Raw genomic sequence first — 16,952 nt, forward strand, 5'->3', positions numbered from 1 at the left:
AGCACCCGCCATGCGCCGCTGGGGAACTGAACGCATCGTTGGCCTGCACGATCCGCGGGTCAACGAGCATCATCTGGAGTCGACGGGCCTGCCCGAAGACAGCCGTTTGCGCCTGCTCAGTTTCAATATCCAGGTCGGCATCAGTACCGAACGCTATCGGCATTATCTGACCCGGGGCTGGCAACACCTGTTGCCGCACACCGGGCGCGCCGACAATCTGCAGAAAATCGGCAACCTGCTGGGGGACTTCGATCTGGTCGCCTTGCAGGAAGCCGATGGCGGCAGCCTGCGTTCAGGCTACGTCAATCAGGTCGAACATCTGGCCCAGCTCGGCGCCTTCCCCTACTGGTATCAACAGCTCAATCGCAATCTCGGACACCTCGGCCAGCACAGCAATGGCGTGCTCAGCCGCTTGCGCCCGTGGGCGATCGAAGACCATCCGCTGCCAGGGCCGAAAGGTCGCGGAGCGATCCTGGTGCGCTTCGGCGAAGGTCCGGAAGCGCTGGTGGTGGTCATGATGCACCTGGCGCTGGGCGCGCGAGCCCGCAGCATGCAATTGGCGTACATCCGCGAAGTGATTGGCGGTTATAAGCATCAAGTGCTGATGGGTGATATGAACACCCATGCCAGCGACTTGCTGCAACACTCGCCATTGCGAGATCTGGGCCTGCTTGCACCGCAACTGGAAGCGACATTCCCCAGCTGGCGCCCACAGCGCTGCCTGGACCACATCCTGCTGAGCCCTACCCTGACCCTTGAAAAGGTCGAGGTGCTGGCCCAACCCATTTCCGATCACCTGCCGGTCGCGGTAGAGATTCGTCTGCCGGGTTCGCTCACGGCCGATGCATTGCCCGCGTTGAGTCCTGCCCCCACGCGGAACCCCTGAATGAGCGACGAAGCACAGCGCTGGAAAGAGAAGTACCTCAGAAGCATCGAACAACAGGAAAAGCTCGAACGTCGCTGGGACGCCCGCCTCGACTTGCTGCGTCGCGGACTGGTACGCAGCACCCTGGCGGCAGAAGGCACCGACCGCGCCGTCGACCAGTGCATGAAGGAGATGCGTGAAGTCGTGCGCACCGATGACATGGACGCCGGTCTCGCCGCCCTGCTTCCGCGCCTGGAAAAAGCCGTGCTCGACTCCGAGCAGCGTCGTGAAACCCGAGTGAACCAGACCAGCGCGGCACTGACCGCACTGGTGACTCAGCTGCAAACATTGCCGCTGCCCCGAGAAGTCAGCCGACCGCTGAAGAACTTCGCCAAACAGCTCGATAGCCGCGTCAGCCAGGCTCGAGAGATTCCATTGCTGCTCAGTGAACTGAGCGGCTTGCAAGGCAAAGCCTTGAGCCAGGTGGAAAGCCCTGCGGAACCCGAACGCCCTGGTCTGTTGCAACGGTTGTTCGGTCACCGGGACACTGAAGATGCAATGACGCCGCTCGTCCCTGTCGCCGGGCAAGCCGCCATTGCAACGCCTGTCGAAGCGATCCCGGCGCCGATGGCCGCGTCATCGCCCGCAACCACCGAACCCGCACCCGCCATCGATGAACCACGCATCGAAGTTTCGCACCCAACCATCGCGGCCGCCCAGCCACAAGCTGTACAGGCATTATCCGAGACGCCCGAACCTTCTGCTGCCCCTGCAACTGCTGCACCTGCCCTCGATCCGCAGCAAGCGCCCAATCTGCTCCCCGAGGCGTATGCCCGACCGGATGAAGCCGACGAAATACCAATACCCGTCGAGACACCCGCGCTTCAGATCGAGCCGGCAATCAATCCCGACGAACTTACGCATGCAGCGCTTCCCGATTCCCTACCACGGCCTACAGCCCTGGCACCCGGCGAGCCGGAACTGCCCGGCCATGACATGCTCTACGCGCTGCCGGACTCCCCCGAGCCGTCCTACAGCTCGGTGGCCAAGCACATTGAAGACACTCTGCTGGGGCTGCTCGACGATCTGACACTCCCCGAACGGCACCGCCCGCAAGCCGAATCGATGCGTGATCGCCTGAAAAACGGCTTGAATTGGTACGAGTTGCTGCCGATCCTCGACGATCTGGCGACTTTGATGCTGGCGATCTCGGACAGTGGCCAGCATGAATTCGAAGCGTACCTTCAACATCTCAACGAACGCCTCGAGTCGTTCCAGAGCAATCTGCAAGCCGCCAGCGCGGGTCATGCGGACAGCCGTTCCGCGGCAGAGGCCATGGATACGCAGATCCGCGAACAGGTCGACGGCCTGCAGACCCGCATGCATGAAGCGGCCGACCTGGAGGGGCTCAAGCATGTTCTGGAGAACCACCTCGAGGGCCTGCTCGGCACCATGGACCAGCACCGCAGGCAGCGCGATGAACGCGAACAAGAGGTCGCAGCCCGTCTGCACAGCCTGGCCGAACGGGTGGCGCACATGGAGCAGGAAGCCCTGGGCTTTCGCGAACACCTCGAAGAACAGCGCCAGAAAGCATTGATCGACCCGCTGACCGGGCTGCCCAACCGCGCAGCCTGGAGCGAACGGCTGGACCATGAAATCAGCCAATGGCAGCAACACGGCAACACGCTGATGCTGGCCATGCTTGACCTGGATCACTTCAAACGCATCAACGATAGCTACGGTCACCTGGCAGGTGACAAAGTGCTGAAGATCATTGCCACCGTGTTGCGCAAGCGCCTGCGCGGGACGGACTTCATTGCCCGGTTTGGCGGCGAAGAATTTGTCCTGCTGCTGCCGTCTACGGTGCCGGCGGCCGGCATGAAACTGCTGGAACACCTGCGCGCTTCGATCGAAGCTTGCCCATTCCACTTCAAGGGTGAGCGGGTAACGATCACTATTTCGATGGGCCTGACAGCATTCAAACCTGACGAACACAGTGATCTGGCGCTCAAAAGAGCCGATCAGGCGCTCTATAGAGCAAAAAATGCGGGCCGCAACCGAGTGGAGCTGGGCTAGGGGACAGGCTGAGGGCTAATTGTTCCATTTTGTTCAATTGCCCTCCCTACACCAGGCATTACGTTACACTGTTGCATTACTGTCCAGTGTATATTGCCTCCTGCCATGAAATTTATCGCTCTCATTGTGTCGCTGCTGCTCTTGGCCGGTTGCGCCAGCGGCCCCCGCTACGACACCAATCATCCTTCCGCCAATCATGACAGCCGCATCCAGTTCGTGGTGCTGCACTACACCTCCGCCTCGATGGAGCGCTCGCTGCAACTGCTGACCCATGGCGAAGTCAGCACCCATTACCTGATCGGCGACGACAAGAAGGCGACCATCTACAAACTGATGGATGAAAACATGCGGGCCTGGCATGCCGGCGAAAGCCAATGGCAAGGCCGGACCTGGATGAACTCCAGCTCCCTGGGTATCGAAATCGTCAATCCGGGCTTCAAGGACACGCCCACCGGGCGCCTCTGGTACCCCTACAGCGAAGCGCAGGTCCAGTCCTTGATCGTCCTGCTCAAGGACATCAGCAAACGCTACGTCATCAGCCCTCGCAGCATCGTCGGCCATAGCGACATTGCGCCGCTGCGCAAGCTCGATCCGGGCCCGCTGTTTCCATGGAAGCGTCTGGCGGCGGAAGGTATCGGCATCTGGCCGAACGAGCAGGCCGTGGCGCGACAGCAGGTACAGTTTGAAGCACAGCTCCCGAGCATCAGCTGGTACCAGGCACAACTGGCCCGCGTCGGTTATGAAACACCGCAGACCGGCGAACTGGATGTCGCCACGCGCCATGTGATCGCCGCCTTCCAGATGCATTTCCGCCCATCGCGCTTCGACGGTACACCGGATGCGCAAACGGCGGCGCTACTACAGGTTTTGAACCAGACAAAATAATGACGCCCGCCCGACGGTCAGCGCTTTTTTCCAATCAGCAGCTATAACTCATTGGTAATTCTTCGGATATTGCCCTAATGACTGTTGCTAGAGAGACATTCCGTAGTTGGTTCTATCGCCCCTGGTTTCTGGCGATACTGGCGGCTGTCCTGAGTGCAACACTACTGATGACCGGCAGCCTGTTCATCGCCCTGCATCAAGTCGAACAGAGCGAAAGCCAGGAAATGAATGCGCAGGGCGAACGCTTCCTCGCCCGGCTGGAGCAGTTGTTCGGGCAATTGCGCGAAAGCCTTGACGATCTGGAAGCCCAACCGCTGCGCACCTGCAATGAGGAGATGGTCGCGACGCTGCAGCAGGTCAGTTTCAATTATCGTTTCGTCTATGAAGCCGCCTACATGGATGCCCCACGGATCTGTACCAATCGTCCACGCAAGGAAGCGTTGTCGCTGATACGACCACCTGACATCCAGGGTCCCACCTACAGCTACTGGCTGAACACCACCACCGAACCCGATGAAAACCGTGCCGTACTGATGCTCGGGCGCGGCAATTTCCGGGTCGCGACGTCCCGCGGGCATCTGACCGATATGGTCGACCTGTCGCCGGGAAGCAGCCTGCTGGTGGTACTCGACCACGGTACTCGGGCGATTCCGGTACTGGGTGTGTCGCAAGCCTGGCCGCCAAAAATGTGGCCGCCGAAAAGCCGGGATGCGCTGCAAGTCACTCAGTCGCGTCTGATTTACCGCATGCCCACCGACAACCCGGAATACCAACTGGTGTTGATCAGCCCCCGCGGCGGCCCCCATATACCGCCGGTGTGGTGGTGGTTGTTGCCGGTCTGCGTGGGATTGGCCTTATGTGTGGGTTTTCTGGTGTTTCTGCTGGTGCGCCAGCGGCAGTCCCTGGACGCCGAGCTGACCGGCGCCATACGCCGGGGCGAATTGCAGGTGCTGTATCAACCGATCTTCGACCTCGACAGCCGTAACTGCGTCGGCGCCGAGGCCTTGCTGCGCTGGCGCCGGCCGGATGGGACCCTGACCAGCCCTGACCTGTTCATTCCAATGGCGGAGAACACCGGGCAGATCCGCCAGATGACCGACTTCGTCCTGCAACGCTTGCTGGAACAGCTGGGGCAATTGCTGCGAGCCAATCCGCAGCTGTACATCTCGGTCAACCTGGCGGCGTGTGACGTGATGGTGCCGCGAATCGGCCAGGTGATGGCACGCCTGCTGACCCTGCATCGTGTTGCCGCCAAACAGATTGCCTTTGAGGTTACCGAACGCGGGCTGATCGATGTGGTGGTGGCCCGGGAAAATCTGCAAGCCTTACGCGATGTCGGGCATCAGGTGTTGATCGATGACTTTGGCACCGGCTATTGCAGCCTTGCGTATCTGCAAACCCTGCCGGTGGATTGCCTGAAAATCGACAAAGCCTTTATCGATGCGCTGGGCCATGACGCAGCTAGTAGCGGTGTGGCTCCACACATCATCCACATGGCGCAATCACTGCACCTGAAGGTTATTGCCGAAGGCATTGAGCATGAAGCGCAGGCAGCGCTACTGAGCAGTGAAGGTGTGAAGTTTGGCCAGGGCTGGTTGTTCGCCCATGCATTGAGTGCTGTGCAGTTCATCGAACTGATTACCCGTGGTCGCCGACTGGCCAGCCGACGCCTGGACGACGAAGCGTAAAGTGCACTACACCGTCAACGCCATGTAGAACTGCGTGCCCTGCCCTGGCCGCGAATAGACGCCCATCCGTCCGCCGTGCAATTGCACGATCTCCTTGCACAGCGCCAGACCCAGCCCGGCCCCGCCTTTCTTGCGGCCGACTTGTACAAAGGGCTCGAAGATCCGTCCCTGCTGTCCGTAGGCAATGCCTTCGCCGTTATCTTCAACGCTGATGATCACCCGCTCGCCATGACGCCGGGCCTGCAAGCGTATGAGGCCACCCGAGGCGGTATGGCGCAGGGCATTGTCGATCAGGTTGTCGAGCACCCGATCCAATTGCGGCTGATCGGCCTGCAGGCGCGGCAATGGCCCCTGCACTTCCACCAACAATTCGATGCCTTTCTCCTCGGCGCCACTGGTAAAGCGTAGCTGCGCCTGCTCCAGCAAATCCTCGATGGAGCACGGCGCCAAGGTGAGTTTCTGCAAACCGTTCTGGTAACGGGAGAAATTCAACAAGTCGTTGATCAGCTGCATCAGGCGCTGCATTTCTTCGTTCACCGTATCCAGCAGATCGGCTTCACGGGAGTCCGGGGCAAAATGTGCGCGTTCGCGGAACAGGCCAAACGCCATGTGCATGCCGGTCACCGGCGTCCGTAGCTCATGGGAGGCGCGTAACACGAACTCGCTGCGCACCCGCTCGAATGCGCGTTGCTCGGTGACGTCATGCAGCACCATGACCGCACCGAGAATTTGCCCTTGGGTATGAATGACCGGCGTCAAGCTGTAGGTCAGCAACCGCGCCTCGCCATCGACCTCGATGCTCAAATCCTCCGGCGCTCGCTCCAGCGTGCCGCCGCGCAGCACCAGTTGCAGCTGTTCATCGAGTTCGGGACGCTGCAATGCCGCGCCCAACCCCAGGCCAACCCGTTCGTCGTCCCAGCCCAACTGGCGCTGCGCCACCGGGTTGAGGTGCTCCAGGTGACCCTGGCGATCGATCATCAGCAAGCCGTCGTCGATACTGTCGAGCACCGCCAGCAGCCGCTGCTGACCGGCAAGCAGTTCATCGACGTTGGTGGCCTGATGTTCACGCAGCGCCTCGGCCATGATTCCGAAGCGTTTGGTCAGCTGGTTCAGCTCAATCGCCGAGGAGACCGGCAGGGTGACGTCGAAATTGCCCTGGCCGATGTTATCCGCCGCCTGCGCCAGGGCCTCGATGGGCTCGCCGAAACGCCGGGCGATGGCATGGGCCGTCACAAAGCCAATGATCAACACGGCCAGCCCGACCAGACCCAGCAGGCCAGCGATCAGCAATGCACGTTCACGGGCCTGCCGCTCGATTTGCGTGATGTCATCCAGCGCACGCTTGTGTTCGGTGATCAGACCATTTCGCAGGGCGTTGAATTTTTCGGTGAGTTCGTCGCCGCCGCTCAGCACACGTGTCGGGTCAGGCGAAACTTCATATGCCTTGATAAAGCTCAGGTAGTCAGCCTTGGCTTTCTTGAAACCGTATTCGCTGCCGATGCTCGCCGGCTCCTGGGCGATCCCCTCTTCCAGCAATTCGAAGTAACGCTGTTTGGATGCTTCGAAGGCCGCAGAATCCGGTTGATCGCTGAGCATGATGATCAACTGGTCACCCAGCGCCTGGCGCAGCTTGAGCCCGATATCGAGGGCGACGAAGTTGTTGCGTACCAGTGCTTCCTGGCTCCCGGCCATCTGCATCACGCTGACCAGCCCCAGCAACAGCCCGAGCAGCGCAACGGTGATCAGTGCGGAAATACTCAGGAACAGCCGGGTCCGCAACTTCATCGCCAGTTTCATCGCTGGCGGCTCACAAATTGTACTGCTTGCGTTTGCGATACAGCGTGGACGCATCGATACCCAGCGTCTTGGCGGCTTGATCCAGCGTGCCGGCGGTGGCGAGAACCGCGCCGATATGGGCTTTCTCCAGTTCATCAAGGCTCAGGGCAGCGCCAATGCGCGGAGCATTGTTGACCGGTGCTTCCGCCATGCCCAAGTGACTGATCTCTACCCGCTCCTGCGGGCAAATGATGCTCGCCCGCTCCACCACGTTGCGAAGCTCACGAATATTCCCCGGCCAGCGATACCCCAGCAACGCTTCGCGGGCCTCATCACTGAAACCCCGGGCCGGGCGGGCGTACTCTTTGACGAAGCGCGCCAGAAAGCGGTCGGCGAGATTAAGGATGTCTTCCCTGCGCTCGCGCAGCGGTGGCAGGTGCAAAGTGATGACGTTCAGGCGATAGAGCAGGTCTTCGCGAAAACGTCCGTCGCGAACCATGTCTTCGAGGTTCTGGTTGGTGGCCGCGAGAATGCGCACATCGGCGCGGCGGGTGACCGGATCGCCCACACGCTCGTACTCTTTGTCCTGAATAAATCGCAGTAACTTTGGTTGTAAAACCAAAGGAAAATCGCCGATTTCGTCGAGAAACAGCGTGCCGCCATCCGCCTGGTTGACCCTACCCAAGGTACTTTCACTGGCCCCTGTGAACGCTCCGCGACTATGGCCGAACAGTTCGCTTTCCATAAGTTCGGCGGTCAGCGACGGGCAGTTGATGGTGATGCAGGACTTCTTCGCCCGCTTGCTCCAGCCGTGAATGGCTTGAGACAGCTCGCCTTTACCCGTGCCGGACTCGCCGAGAATCAGGATATTGGCATCGGTGCTGGCCACCTGACGGGCCGTTTCCAGCACGACTTTCATCGCCGGGCTATGGGAATCCAGGCCGTCCTTGGGTTTGCGCACCTCGCCTTCCAGGGCTTCCAGGCGCGCCGACAATTGCCGCACTTCCAACTGCTTGGCAGTGGCCAGGCGCAATTGGTCGGGGCTGCACGGCTTGACCAGATAATCGGCAGCACCGGCCTGAATGGCATCGACAGCAGTGTCCACCGCCGAATGCGCGGTGACGATCACCACGCGCATCCAGGGCGCTTGAATGCGCATCTGGGCCAACACATCGAGGCCGTTATCTTCACCCAGGCGCAGATCGAGGAAGCACAGGTCGAAGACCTGGCGTTGCAGCAACGCGTCGGCTTGCGCGGCGCTGTTGGCAGTCGCCACGCTGTAGCCTTCATCTTCGAGGCAATAGCGGAAGGTTCGCAGGATGGCAGACTCATCATCCACCAGAAGAATACGGCCTTGATGCTCAGTGGCTGATTCCATTTTCCTACGCTCCATAATGAATGTTCTTGGTTTAGTCCCGGAAAAATCGGGCAAGTTGCATGGTTCATTCTGATCCATTCCCGTCATGGCAGGGTAGTTATCTACTGCCACACCGGTTTTCGCCTGATTTCGTATTCCTTTTATAGACAGCTTCTGCTCAGACGATGAATCACGTCTTTTTCTGACAGCTACGCCCTCCTCTCAATTCCAAAAATATTGCAATAACCGTCAGCCGATCGTGCATTACGCACGACCGTGAAAAGCTCCATCGTGCAGGATGCGTCCGAAAGGACTTGCGACACCATCATAACCAATTGATATATAAGTATTTTTTTACGAAAAAAATCTGGCACGCAGGCTGCAATGTCGTGAGTAACGCAGGGCAACCAACAAATCGCCCTCAACCCGACTACCCCGAGTGGGAGGAGCTTCAGGATGAATCGCCAACGTGCCACCCCATTGCTGCTCTCGCCACTGCATCTCCAGCAAGGCGTGTTCGCCGTGTTGGCGCTGCTGATCACCTTGATCGGCGGCCAGCAGTTTGTGCGCTGGGAGCAAAGCCAACAGCAAGAAGGGCCAAGCGTGTCGTTTCAGCACCCGACCCAAACCCACTTCAGCGCCGCCAGCAACGGTATGGCCGACAGCAGTTCGATGCGAATGATGGACGTCGACCAACACCAGGCGATGGATGAAATGCCTCGCCAGGAGCGCTGGGTGTTCTAAGTACACACACTTGGCGCGCTCAAAGCGCCGGGAAACGCAGCACCTCTAAATAGAAGCGTAAGGAGAATCACCATGTTGAGCTGGGCAATCACATTCTTGATCATTGCCATTGTCGCCGCCGTATTGGGCTTCGGTGGTATCGCGGGCACCGCCACGGGTATCGCCAAGATTCTCTTTGTCGTGTTCCTGGTGATGTTCATTGCTTCCTTCTTCTTTGGCCGTCGAGGTCGAGGCTGAACATAATCGTTGATAGAGACACTGGCAGCCGCCCTACTGTTGGGCGGTGCCGCCCCGGGTTCTAGCGGGCAGGCACACTCCGATTCCTTGGCAGACCGCACCACGGTACGCAGGAATGGTTGATGGAGCAGCCCGAAAAGGACCCGGACAAGTACGGAATTCAGATATACGAGAGAAGCCATCGCTTCTTCCCCTGCGCCTACCCGAGGAAGGCCGGCGCATGACCAAGGGGTCGGGACGTTCTGCCTGTTTCAGGGGCGGAGTGACCTACGGTTACAGGGAGTACCTGCGCAAGGGCCGGGTCAGGAAAAGCTGCGTCGCAAGTTCGCCGGTCAACCACGACTCGACGGACTTGCGAAGGGCTTCACGTGCAAAGCGTTGAACTAGAGCGATCCCTTCGTTTTCACCCCCTCCCCTCGATAATCCCTCTGCTCTTCCCCGAAAAATACTTTTCCCGGTGTTTCGCCAGCGACCGTATATCGAGAAAAATTGCCTGCCTTTCGCCGTAAATCTTTCCCGCGCCCTGTGGGATTTTCCCGAAAACACCCTTCCATTCGACTGATCAAAAAACACTCAATCTGCGCTGTGATGGCCGGTTCACGGCACTTATGCCTGCCGAAATGTCATATTCGAACCGTTTGCGACGTCGCTTTCAGTGAAAAAACCTCATGCCGATTCGGCATAGGGTAGGCGTTTACGGCATTAGACGTCGCTTCCTTGCATCGGAATAGTTGCGCCTTTTTTCGCCTGCCAGAGAGCCATCAACAAGCGCTCTGGGGCTCCTTATACGGGGGCAGATGCACACGACTTTTTCGCCACAAGCGTTCCAGTTCGCGCATCTGCCCGAGTCAAACTGAAGTAAGGGTAAAGATATGAAGAAGGCAAAGCTTAGCCTCGCCTGGCAGATCCTCATCGGTCTGGTCTTGGGGATTGCAATCGGTGCGCTGCTCAACCATTTCAGTGCCGAGAAAGCCTGGTGGATCAGCAACGTTCTGCAACCGGCAGGCGATATCTTTATCCGTCTGATCAAGATGATCGTGATCCCGATCGTGATCTCCTCCCTGATCGTCGGCATCGCCGGCGTCGGTGATGCGAAGAAGCTCGGCAGCATCGGCCTGAAAACCATCATTTACTTCGAAATCGTCACCACCATCGCCATCGTCGTCGGCCTGCTGTTGGCCAACCTGTTCCATCCGGGTGCGGGCATCGACATGAGCACCCTGGGTACCGTGGACATCTCCAAGTACCAGGCGACGGCGGCTGAGGTTCAGCATGAACACGCGTTCATCGAAACCATCCTCAACCTGATCCCGTCCAACATCTTCGCGGCCATGGCCCGCGGCGAAATGCTGCCGATCATCTTCTTCTCGGTGCTGTTCGGCCTCGGTCTGTCGAGCCTCAAGCCTGAGCTGCGCGATCCGCTGGTAACGATGTTCCAGGGCGTCTCGGAAAGCATGTTCAAGGTCACTCACATGATCATGAACTACGCGCCGATCGGCGTTTTCGCCCTGATTGCGGTCACTGTTGCCAACTTCGGCTTCGCATCCTTGCTGCCACTGGCGAAACTGGTGATCCTGGTTTACGTCGCCATCGCTTTCTTCGCCTTCGTGGTCCTGGGACTGATCGCTCGCCTGTTCGGCTTCTCGGTGATCAAGCTGATGCGCATTTTCAAGGATGAGCTGGTACTGGCCTACTCCACCGCCTCCTCCGAAACCGTGCTGCCGCGCGTGATCGAGAAGATGGAAGCCTACGGTGCGCCGAAAGCCATTTGCAGCTTTGTGGTGCCGACCGGTTACTCGTTCAACCTCGACGGTTCGACCCTGTACCAAAGTATCGCGGCCATCTTCATTGCTCAGCTGTACGGCATCGACCTGTCGATCAGCCAGCAACTGTTGCTGGTCCTGACCCTGATGGTCACCTCCAAAGGCATCGCTGGCGTACCGGGCGTGTCCTTTGTGGTGCTGCTGGCCACCCTGGGTAGCGTGGGTATCCCGTTGGAAGGCCTGGCCTTCATCGCCGGTGTCGACCGCATCATGGACATGGCCCGTACCGCGCTGAACGTGATCGGCAACGCCTTGGCCGTGCTGGTCATCGCTCGCTGGGAAGGCATGTACGACGATGCCAAGGGCCAGCGCTACTGGAACTCCCTGCCGCACTGGCGCAGCAAAGAAAAGCTGCCGGTGGGTGAGGTTTCCACCAACTGACACAAAACCCCTTTGTGGGAGCGAGCCTGCTCGCGAATGCGGTGGGTCAGTCGACATAAATTTTGACTGTTACATCGCTTTCGCGAGCAGGCTCGCTCCCACACTGGTCCGCGTGCACAACGCGAAACAAACCCCGGAGAAATCCGGGGTTTGTCGTTTCTGGCCACCCCGCTATCATTCGCGCATCTTTTGGGGGATTTGACTGATGCTTAATGGCCTGTGGCTTGGCTTCTTCATCGTGGCCGCCGTATCGGCGCTGGCGCAATGGCTGATCGGCGGCAACGCCGGGATCTTCGCGGCGATGGTGGAAAGCATTTTCGCCATGGCCAAATTGTCGGTCGAGGTCATGGTCCTGCTGTTCGGCACCCTCACCCTCTGGCTGGGTTTTCTGCGGATTGCCGAGAAAGCCGGGATCGTCGAAAGGCTGGCCAAGGCCCTCGGCCCGCTGTTTCTGCGGTTAATGCCTGAAGTGCCGGCCGGTCACCCGGCCATCGGCCTGATCACCCTGAACTTCGCCGCCAACGGCCTGGGCCTGGACAATGCCGCCACGCCGATCGGCCTCAAGGCCATGAAGGCCCTGCAGGAACTCAACCCCAGTGACACCATCGCCAGCAACGCGCAGATCCTGTTCCTGGTGCTCAACGCCTCCTCCCTGACCCTGCTGCCGGTGACGATTTTCATGTACCGCGCCCAGCAAGGCGCGCCCGATCCGACGCTGGTGTTCCTGCCGATTCTGCTGGCCACCAGTTGCTCGACCATCGTCGGCTTCCTGGCCGTGGCGTTCATGCAACGCCTGCGTGTCTGGGACCCGGTGGTGTTGGCGTACATCATTCCCGGTGCCCTCATCCTTGGCGGTTTCATGGCGTTGCTGGCGACGCTTTCTGCCACCGCCCTGGCCAGTTTGTCGTCGATCCTCGGCAATCTGACGCTATTTGGAATCATCATGCTGTTTCTGGTGATTGGCGCGTTGCGCAAAGTGAAGGTCTATGAGGCGTTCGTCGAAGGTGCCAAAGAGGGTTTCGACGTCGCGAAGAACCTGCTGCCGTATCTGGTGGCGATGCTCTGCGCCGTAGGCGTGCTGCGGGCGTCCGGGGCACTGGATTTCGGCCTGGACGGGATTCGTCACCTGGTTGAATGGGCGGGCTGGGACACGCGCTTCGTCGACGCGTTGCCGACGGCGATGGTCAAGCCATTCTCCGGCAGTGCCGCCCGGGCGATGCTGATCGAAACCATGAAAACATCGGGGGTGGACAGCTTCCCGGCACTGGTAGCGGCAACGATCCAGGGCAGTACCGAAACCACATTCTATGTGCTGGCCGTTTACTTCGGCGCGGTGGGCATCCAGCGCGCGCGGCATGCGGTGGGGTGTGCGTTGTTGGCGGAGTTGGCGGGCGTCCTGGGCGCCATCGGCGTCTGCTACTGGTTCTTCGGCTGACCATATCCCCCTGTAGGAGCGAGCTTGCTCGCGAAAAACCAACGGGCGCCGCTGGCCATCTGATTTTACGCGTTATCGTTCACGACCATCGCGAGCAAGCTCGCTCCTACAGGGTTTGCCACCAGGCTCAGGGCCTCGGTGGTGGCGCCAGTTTCTGCCCTTGCTCCACCGCCCAAGCCACCACCTGCGCCGTCAGCTGATCATTGGCCTGGCCGAATCCGCCGACAACGGCAGGCACCTTCACATCGCCCAATGGCTGGCGCACTTCAAAGCGGCGGCTGGCAAGGATGCGCTGGTCATACCCGCGCACCAGCAGCGCATCCATCCGCACGACGACGCTGGCGGCGTTGCCTTGATACTCCGTCTGGAACGCCTGCAGATTGCCGCCCAATTCCAGGTCTGCCAGGAAGTTGCTGTCGTCGGTGCTGAGCAACGTCACCCGGCCATCGCGTTGAAAACCATCGAGCAGACGATTGCGCAGCAGCACCGGTGCCGGGTCGCTCCAGCGCGAGCCCTTGTAGCTGCTGATCACATCGCCCTGGGGGATGACGGCAATGTTCGGGCTGTTCAACGCTTCGCTGGCCTGGGGTTTGTTCAGGCGCAGCGACCAGCGCTGCGGCGTGCCATGGCTGGCCGAAACATTGCTTTGCGCCGACGGCAATCGATAGACATCGAACGGCTCGGACTCGGGCAGGATCGAGCATGAGCTGATCAGCGTAAAACCGGCGAGGAGGGCGAGGGCGGTCAGCTTCATGGGGTGAATTCCTTGTTCTTGTCACTGCCCAGCAGGTAGCCGCTGGGGTTGGCCTCCAGGCGTTGCGAAATAGTGCGTAGCGAGGTCAGGGTTTCCCGCAGCTCGCGCACCGCCGGGGCCAGGCCATTGAGGCCCTGCATGCCGCTGTTGAGCGAATCCTGATTGGCGCTGAGCAGTTTGTTGATCGTCGCGCTGCTCTGTTCCAGCGACTTCATGGCTTGTTCAGCGCTGCCGAACATCTGCTTGCCCTGATCGTTGAGCAAACCGTTGGCGTTGCGCATCAACGCCGAGGTCTGTTCCATCATGGTGCTGGCCTGCTTGCCGACAGAAGCCAGTTGCTGCATGGCCAGGCGCAGGTCGCCGCGCTGCTCGGCGATGGTGCCGGTGGTTTGCTCCAGATGCTCGAGAGTCTTGCTGATGCGTTCGATGTTTTCCGTCGAGAACATCAGATTGGCGTTGTGCATCAGCATGTTCACGCCGGACATCAGGTCGTTGCTGTCGTTGAGCAGACGGGCGATGGGCGAGGGTGAAGCGACGATCACCGGCAACTTGCCGTCCTTGCCCTTGAGCGTCGGACTTTGCGGTGTGCCGCCACTGAGCTGGATGATCGACGTCCCGGTGACCCCGGTCAGCGCCAGCTTGGCCTGGGTGTCTTCCTTGACCGGCGTATCGCCGCCCAGACGGATCCGCGCCAGCACCCGGCGCGGGTCTTCCGGATCCAGGCGCAGCAACACCACGTCGCCGACCTTGATCCCGCTGTATTGCACGGAGCTGCCCTTGGACAAGCCGCTGACCGCCTCGTTGAACACGACTTCGTAGTCCTTGAATTCGGTGTCGACGCTGGACTTGGCCAGCCACAGGCCGAAGAGCAGGGCGCCCGTCACCACAATCACGGTGAACAGGCCGATCAATACATGATGGGCTCGGGTTTCCATGTCAGACCTCGTTGAGCTGTTGAGCGGCCGTCAGCGCCGCGCGGCCGCGAGGGCCGTGGAAGTATTCGTGAATCCAGGCGTCGTCGGTTTCCGAGACCACGTCGATGGCATCGGCCACCAGCACTTTCTTCTGCGCCAGCACCGCCACGCGATCGGTGATGGTGTAGAGCGTGTCGAGGTCGTGGGTCACCAGAAAAACGCTCAGGCCCAGGGCGTCACGCAGGGTCAGGATCAACTGATCGAACGCGGCGGCACCAATCGGATCGAGACCGGCGGTGGGTTCGTCGAGAAACAGGATATCCGGGTCCAGCGCCAATGCCCGCGCCAGCGCCGCACGCTTGATCATCCCGCCAGACAGGGAGGCGGGGTATTTGTCCGCCGCCGACAGCGGCAACCCGGCGAGGGCCATCTTGACCGCAGCCAGGTGTTCGGCATCGTCACGGCTCAGCCCGGCATGCTCGATCAAGGGCAGGGCAACGTTCTCGGTCACCGTCAATGAAGAGAACAGGGCGCCTTTCTGAAACAGCACGCCGAAGCGCCGTTCGACCAGGGACCGCTCATGCTCGGACAGCGTCGGCAGGTTTTTACCGAACACTTTCACCACGCCCTCGCTGGGCTGGCGCAAGCCGACGATGCTGCGCAACAGCACCGATTTGCCACTGCCGGAGCCACCGACCACGGCCAGGATCTCGCCCCTGTACAAATCCAGGTCGAGGTTCTCATGCACGCTCTGGTGGCCGAAGCGATTGCACAGGCCACGGACTTCGATCACCGCCTCTGCAGGCGCGCGGGGTACACGGCTCACCAGCTCATCTCCATGAAAAACAGCGCGGCCACGGCATCGAGCACGATCACCACGAAAATCGACTGCACCACGCTGGAGGTGGTGTGCGCACCGACGGACTCGGCGCTGCCGCTGACCTTGAAACCTTCCAGGCAACCAATCGCGGCGATCAGGAAGGCAAAGATCGGCGCTTTGACGATCCCCACCAGAAAGTGCTGTACGCCGATGTCCGATTGCAGCAGCGACAGAAACATCGCCGGGGAAATATCCAACGATATCGCGCAGACCACACCGCCGCCGACGATCCCTGACAGCATCGCCAGAAAGGTCAGCATCGGCAGTGCGATCAGCAGGGCCAGAACGCGCGGCACCACCAGCAACTCCATCGGGTCGAGACCCAGGGTGCGGATGGCGTCGATTTCTTCGTTGGCCTTCATCGAACCGATCTGCGCGGTGAACGCACTGGCGGTACGCCCAGCCATCAGGATGGCGGTCAGCAGCACGCCGAATTCGCGCAGGAAGGAGAACGCCACCAGGTCCACGGTGAACACCGTCGCACCGAAACTGGCCAACACCGTCGCCCCGAGAAACGCCACCACGGCACCCACCAGAAAAGTCAGCAGGGCGACGATGGGGGCGGCGTCCAGGCCGGTCTGCTCGATGTGCGCGACCATCGGGGTGATGCGCCAGCGTTTCGGGCGAAACAGGCCGCGAAGGATGGTTTCCAGAATCAGGCCGACGAAACCCAGCAGTTGCAGGGTGTCCTGCCAAACGGTGTCCACCGCGCGGCCAATACGGGTCAGCAGTTGAATGCCGACACTGATTTCCGGCTCTTTGATCGGCACACAGAAATCGGTCAGGGAGCGATAGACCGTTTGCAGCAACGCGCGGTCGGCGGCCGAAAGGGTGCAATCGGGGTGTTCGGCGGATCGCCCCAGCCGTTCGGAGCCCAGCAGTTCCACCAGCAACGAGGCACCCGCCGTGTCGAGGGCGCCGAGGCCATTGAGGTCGATATGGGTGCTGTCGTCGTACTGGCCTTCGAGCTTTTCGCTCAAGTGCTTGAGGTCGGCGTAATGGGCGAGCGTCCAGTCCCCCGTCACCCGGATCCGGGTCGGGGAGTGCGAGGTGTCCAGTTGGGCATTGCCGGCCACTGTGCTGCTGGTCATAAGCTCCGTGCTTTTTCGGCTATTTACGCAGACCTACGTAATAGCA

At 60.3% G+C, this 16,952-nt stretch carries 14 protein-coding genes; 8 read left to right on the forward strand and 6 right to left on the reverse strand.

Going from position 1 to position 16,952, the window contains the following annotated elements; translation table 11 throughout:
- The first annotated feature begins 10 nt into the window (after positions 1-10).
- The 4 genes from CKW21_RS13620 (at position 11) to CKW21_RS13635 (ending at position 5,514) form a co-directional block, all read left to right on the forward strand.
- Positions 11-886 carry an endonuclease/exonuclease/phosphatase family protein gene (locus tag CKW21_RS13620; RefSeq protein ID WP_095194482.1) on the forward strand — a complete coding sequence of 292 codons (876 nt, stop codon included), beginning with the start codon at positions 11-13 and terminating at the stop codon, positions 884-886.
- Positions 887-2,941 (forward strand): GGDEF domain-containing protein, encoded by a 2,055-nt coding sequence (locus CKW21_RS13625; protein ID WP_095194483.1) that lies wholly within the window; start codon positions 887-889, stop codon positions 2,939-2,941. It begins immediately after the preceding gene.
- Between the two features lie 105 nt (positions 2,942-3,046).
- Positions 3,047-3,826 carry an N-acetylmuramoyl-L-alanine amidase gene (locus CKW21_RS13630; RefSeq protein WP_095194484.1) on the forward strand — a complete coding sequence of 260 codons (780 nt, stop codon included), beginning with the start codon at positions 3,047-3,049 and terminating at the stop codon, positions 3,824-3,826.
- 77 nt (positions 3,827-3,903) lie between these two features.
- Positions 3,904-5,514 (forward strand): EAL domain-containing protein, encoded by a 1,611-nt coding sequence (locus tag CKW21_RS13635; RefSeq protein WP_095194485.1) that lies wholly within the window; start codon positions 3,904-3,906, stop codon positions 5,512-5,514.
- 6 nt (positions 5,515-5,520) lie between these two features.
- On the opposite strand, the gene CKW21_RS13640 is transcribed toward CKW21_RS13635, so the two are convergent.
- Together CKW21_RS13640 and algB are read right to left on the reverse strand one after the other, a co-directional pair.
- Complete coding sequence (locus CKW21_RS13640) at positions 5,521-7,311, reverse strand: KinB sensor domain-containing domain (protein WP_095194486.1); 1,791 nt, start codon at positions 7,309-7,311, stop codon at positions 5,521-5,523.
- A 10-nt stretch (positions 7,312-7,321) separates the two neighbouring features.
- Positions 7,322-8,668 (reverse strand): sigma-54-dependent response regulator transcription factor AlgB, encoded by a 1,347-nt coding sequence (gene algB / locus CKW21_RS13645; protein ID WP_095194487.1) that lies wholly within the window; start codon positions 8,666-8,668, stop codon positions 7,322-7,324.
- A gap of 435 nt (positions 8,669-9,103) precedes the next feature.
- Between algB and CKW21_RS13650 the strand changes: the two genes are divergently transcribed.
- The 4 genes from CKW21_RS13650 to CKW21_RS13670 all read left to right on the forward strand — a co-directional run bounded on the left by CKW21_RS13650 (position 9,104) and on the right by CKW21_RS13670 (position 13,267).
- On the forward strand, positions 9,104-9,391 hold the full coding sequence (locus CKW21_RS13650) for a hypothetical protein (RefSeq protein ID WP_095194488.1): 288 nt from the start codon (positions 9,104-9,106) through the stop codon (positions 9,389-9,391).
- Between the two features lie 72 nt (positions 9,392-9,463).
- Positions 9,464-9,628 (forward strand): DUF1328 domain-containing protein, encoded by a 165-nt coding sequence (locus CKW21_RS13655; RefSeq protein ID WP_003170804.1) that lies wholly within the window; start codon positions 9,464-9,466, stop codon positions 9,626-9,628.
- Positions 9,629-10,500: 872 nt separating this feature from the next.
- Positions 10,501-11,832: a glutamate/aspartate:proton symporter GltP gene (gene gltP / locus CKW21_RS13660; RefSeq protein WP_095194489.1), complete on the forward strand. Its 1,332-nt coding sequence runs from the start codon at positions 10,501-10,503 to the stop codon at positions 11,830-11,832.
- 205 nt (positions 11,833-12,037) lie between these two features.
- Positions 12,038-13,267, forward strand: coding sequence for a nucleoside recognition domain-containing protein (locus tag CKW21_RS13670; protein WP_095194491.1), 1,230 nt, complete (start codon positions 12,038-12,040; stop codon positions 13,265-13,267).
- 127 nt (positions 13,268-13,394) lie between these two features.
- Here CKW21_RS13670 and CKW21_RS13675 read toward each other — a convergent pair whose 3' ends face one another.
- The 4 genes from CKW21_RS13675 to CKW21_RS13690 are packed head-to-tail and all read right to left on the reverse strand — an operon-like array spanning position 13,395 to position 16,906.
- On the reverse strand, positions 13,395-14,021 hold the full coding sequence (locus tag CKW21_RS13675; RefSeq protein WP_095194492.1) for an ABC-type transport auxiliary lipoprotein family protein: 627 nt from the start codon (positions 14,019-14,021) through the stop codon (positions 13,395-13,397).
- Entirely contained in the window at positions 14,018-14,956 is a 939-nt protein-coding gene (locus CKW21_RS13680; RefSeq protein WP_095194493.1) for an MlaD family protein, read from the reverse strand. The genes CKW21_RS13675 and CKW21_RS13680 overlap by 4 nt, the downstream gene beginning before the upstream one ends.
- Before the next feature lies 1 nt (position 14,957).
- Positions 14,958-15,761, reverse strand: a complete 804-nt coding sequence (locus CKW21_RS13685; RefSeq protein WP_095194494.1) for an ABC transporter ATP-binding protein — start codon at positions 15,759-15,761, stop codon at positions 14,958-14,960.
- Positions 15,758-16,906: an ABC transporter permease gene (locus CKW21_RS13690; protein ID WP_095194495.1), complete on the reverse strand. Its 1,149-nt coding sequence runs from the start codon at positions 16,904-16,906 to the stop codon at positions 15,758-15,760. Before CKW21_RS13690 ends, CKW21_RS13685 begins: the two co-directional genes overlap by 4 nt.
- Between the last annotated feature and the right edge of the window lie 46 nt (positions 16,907-16,952).

This window comes from Pseudomonas sp. Irchel 3A7 (genome assembly GCF_900187565.1).
GTDB lineage: Bacteria > Pseudomonadota > Gammaproteobacteria > Pseudomonadales > Pseudomonadaceae > Aquipseudomonas.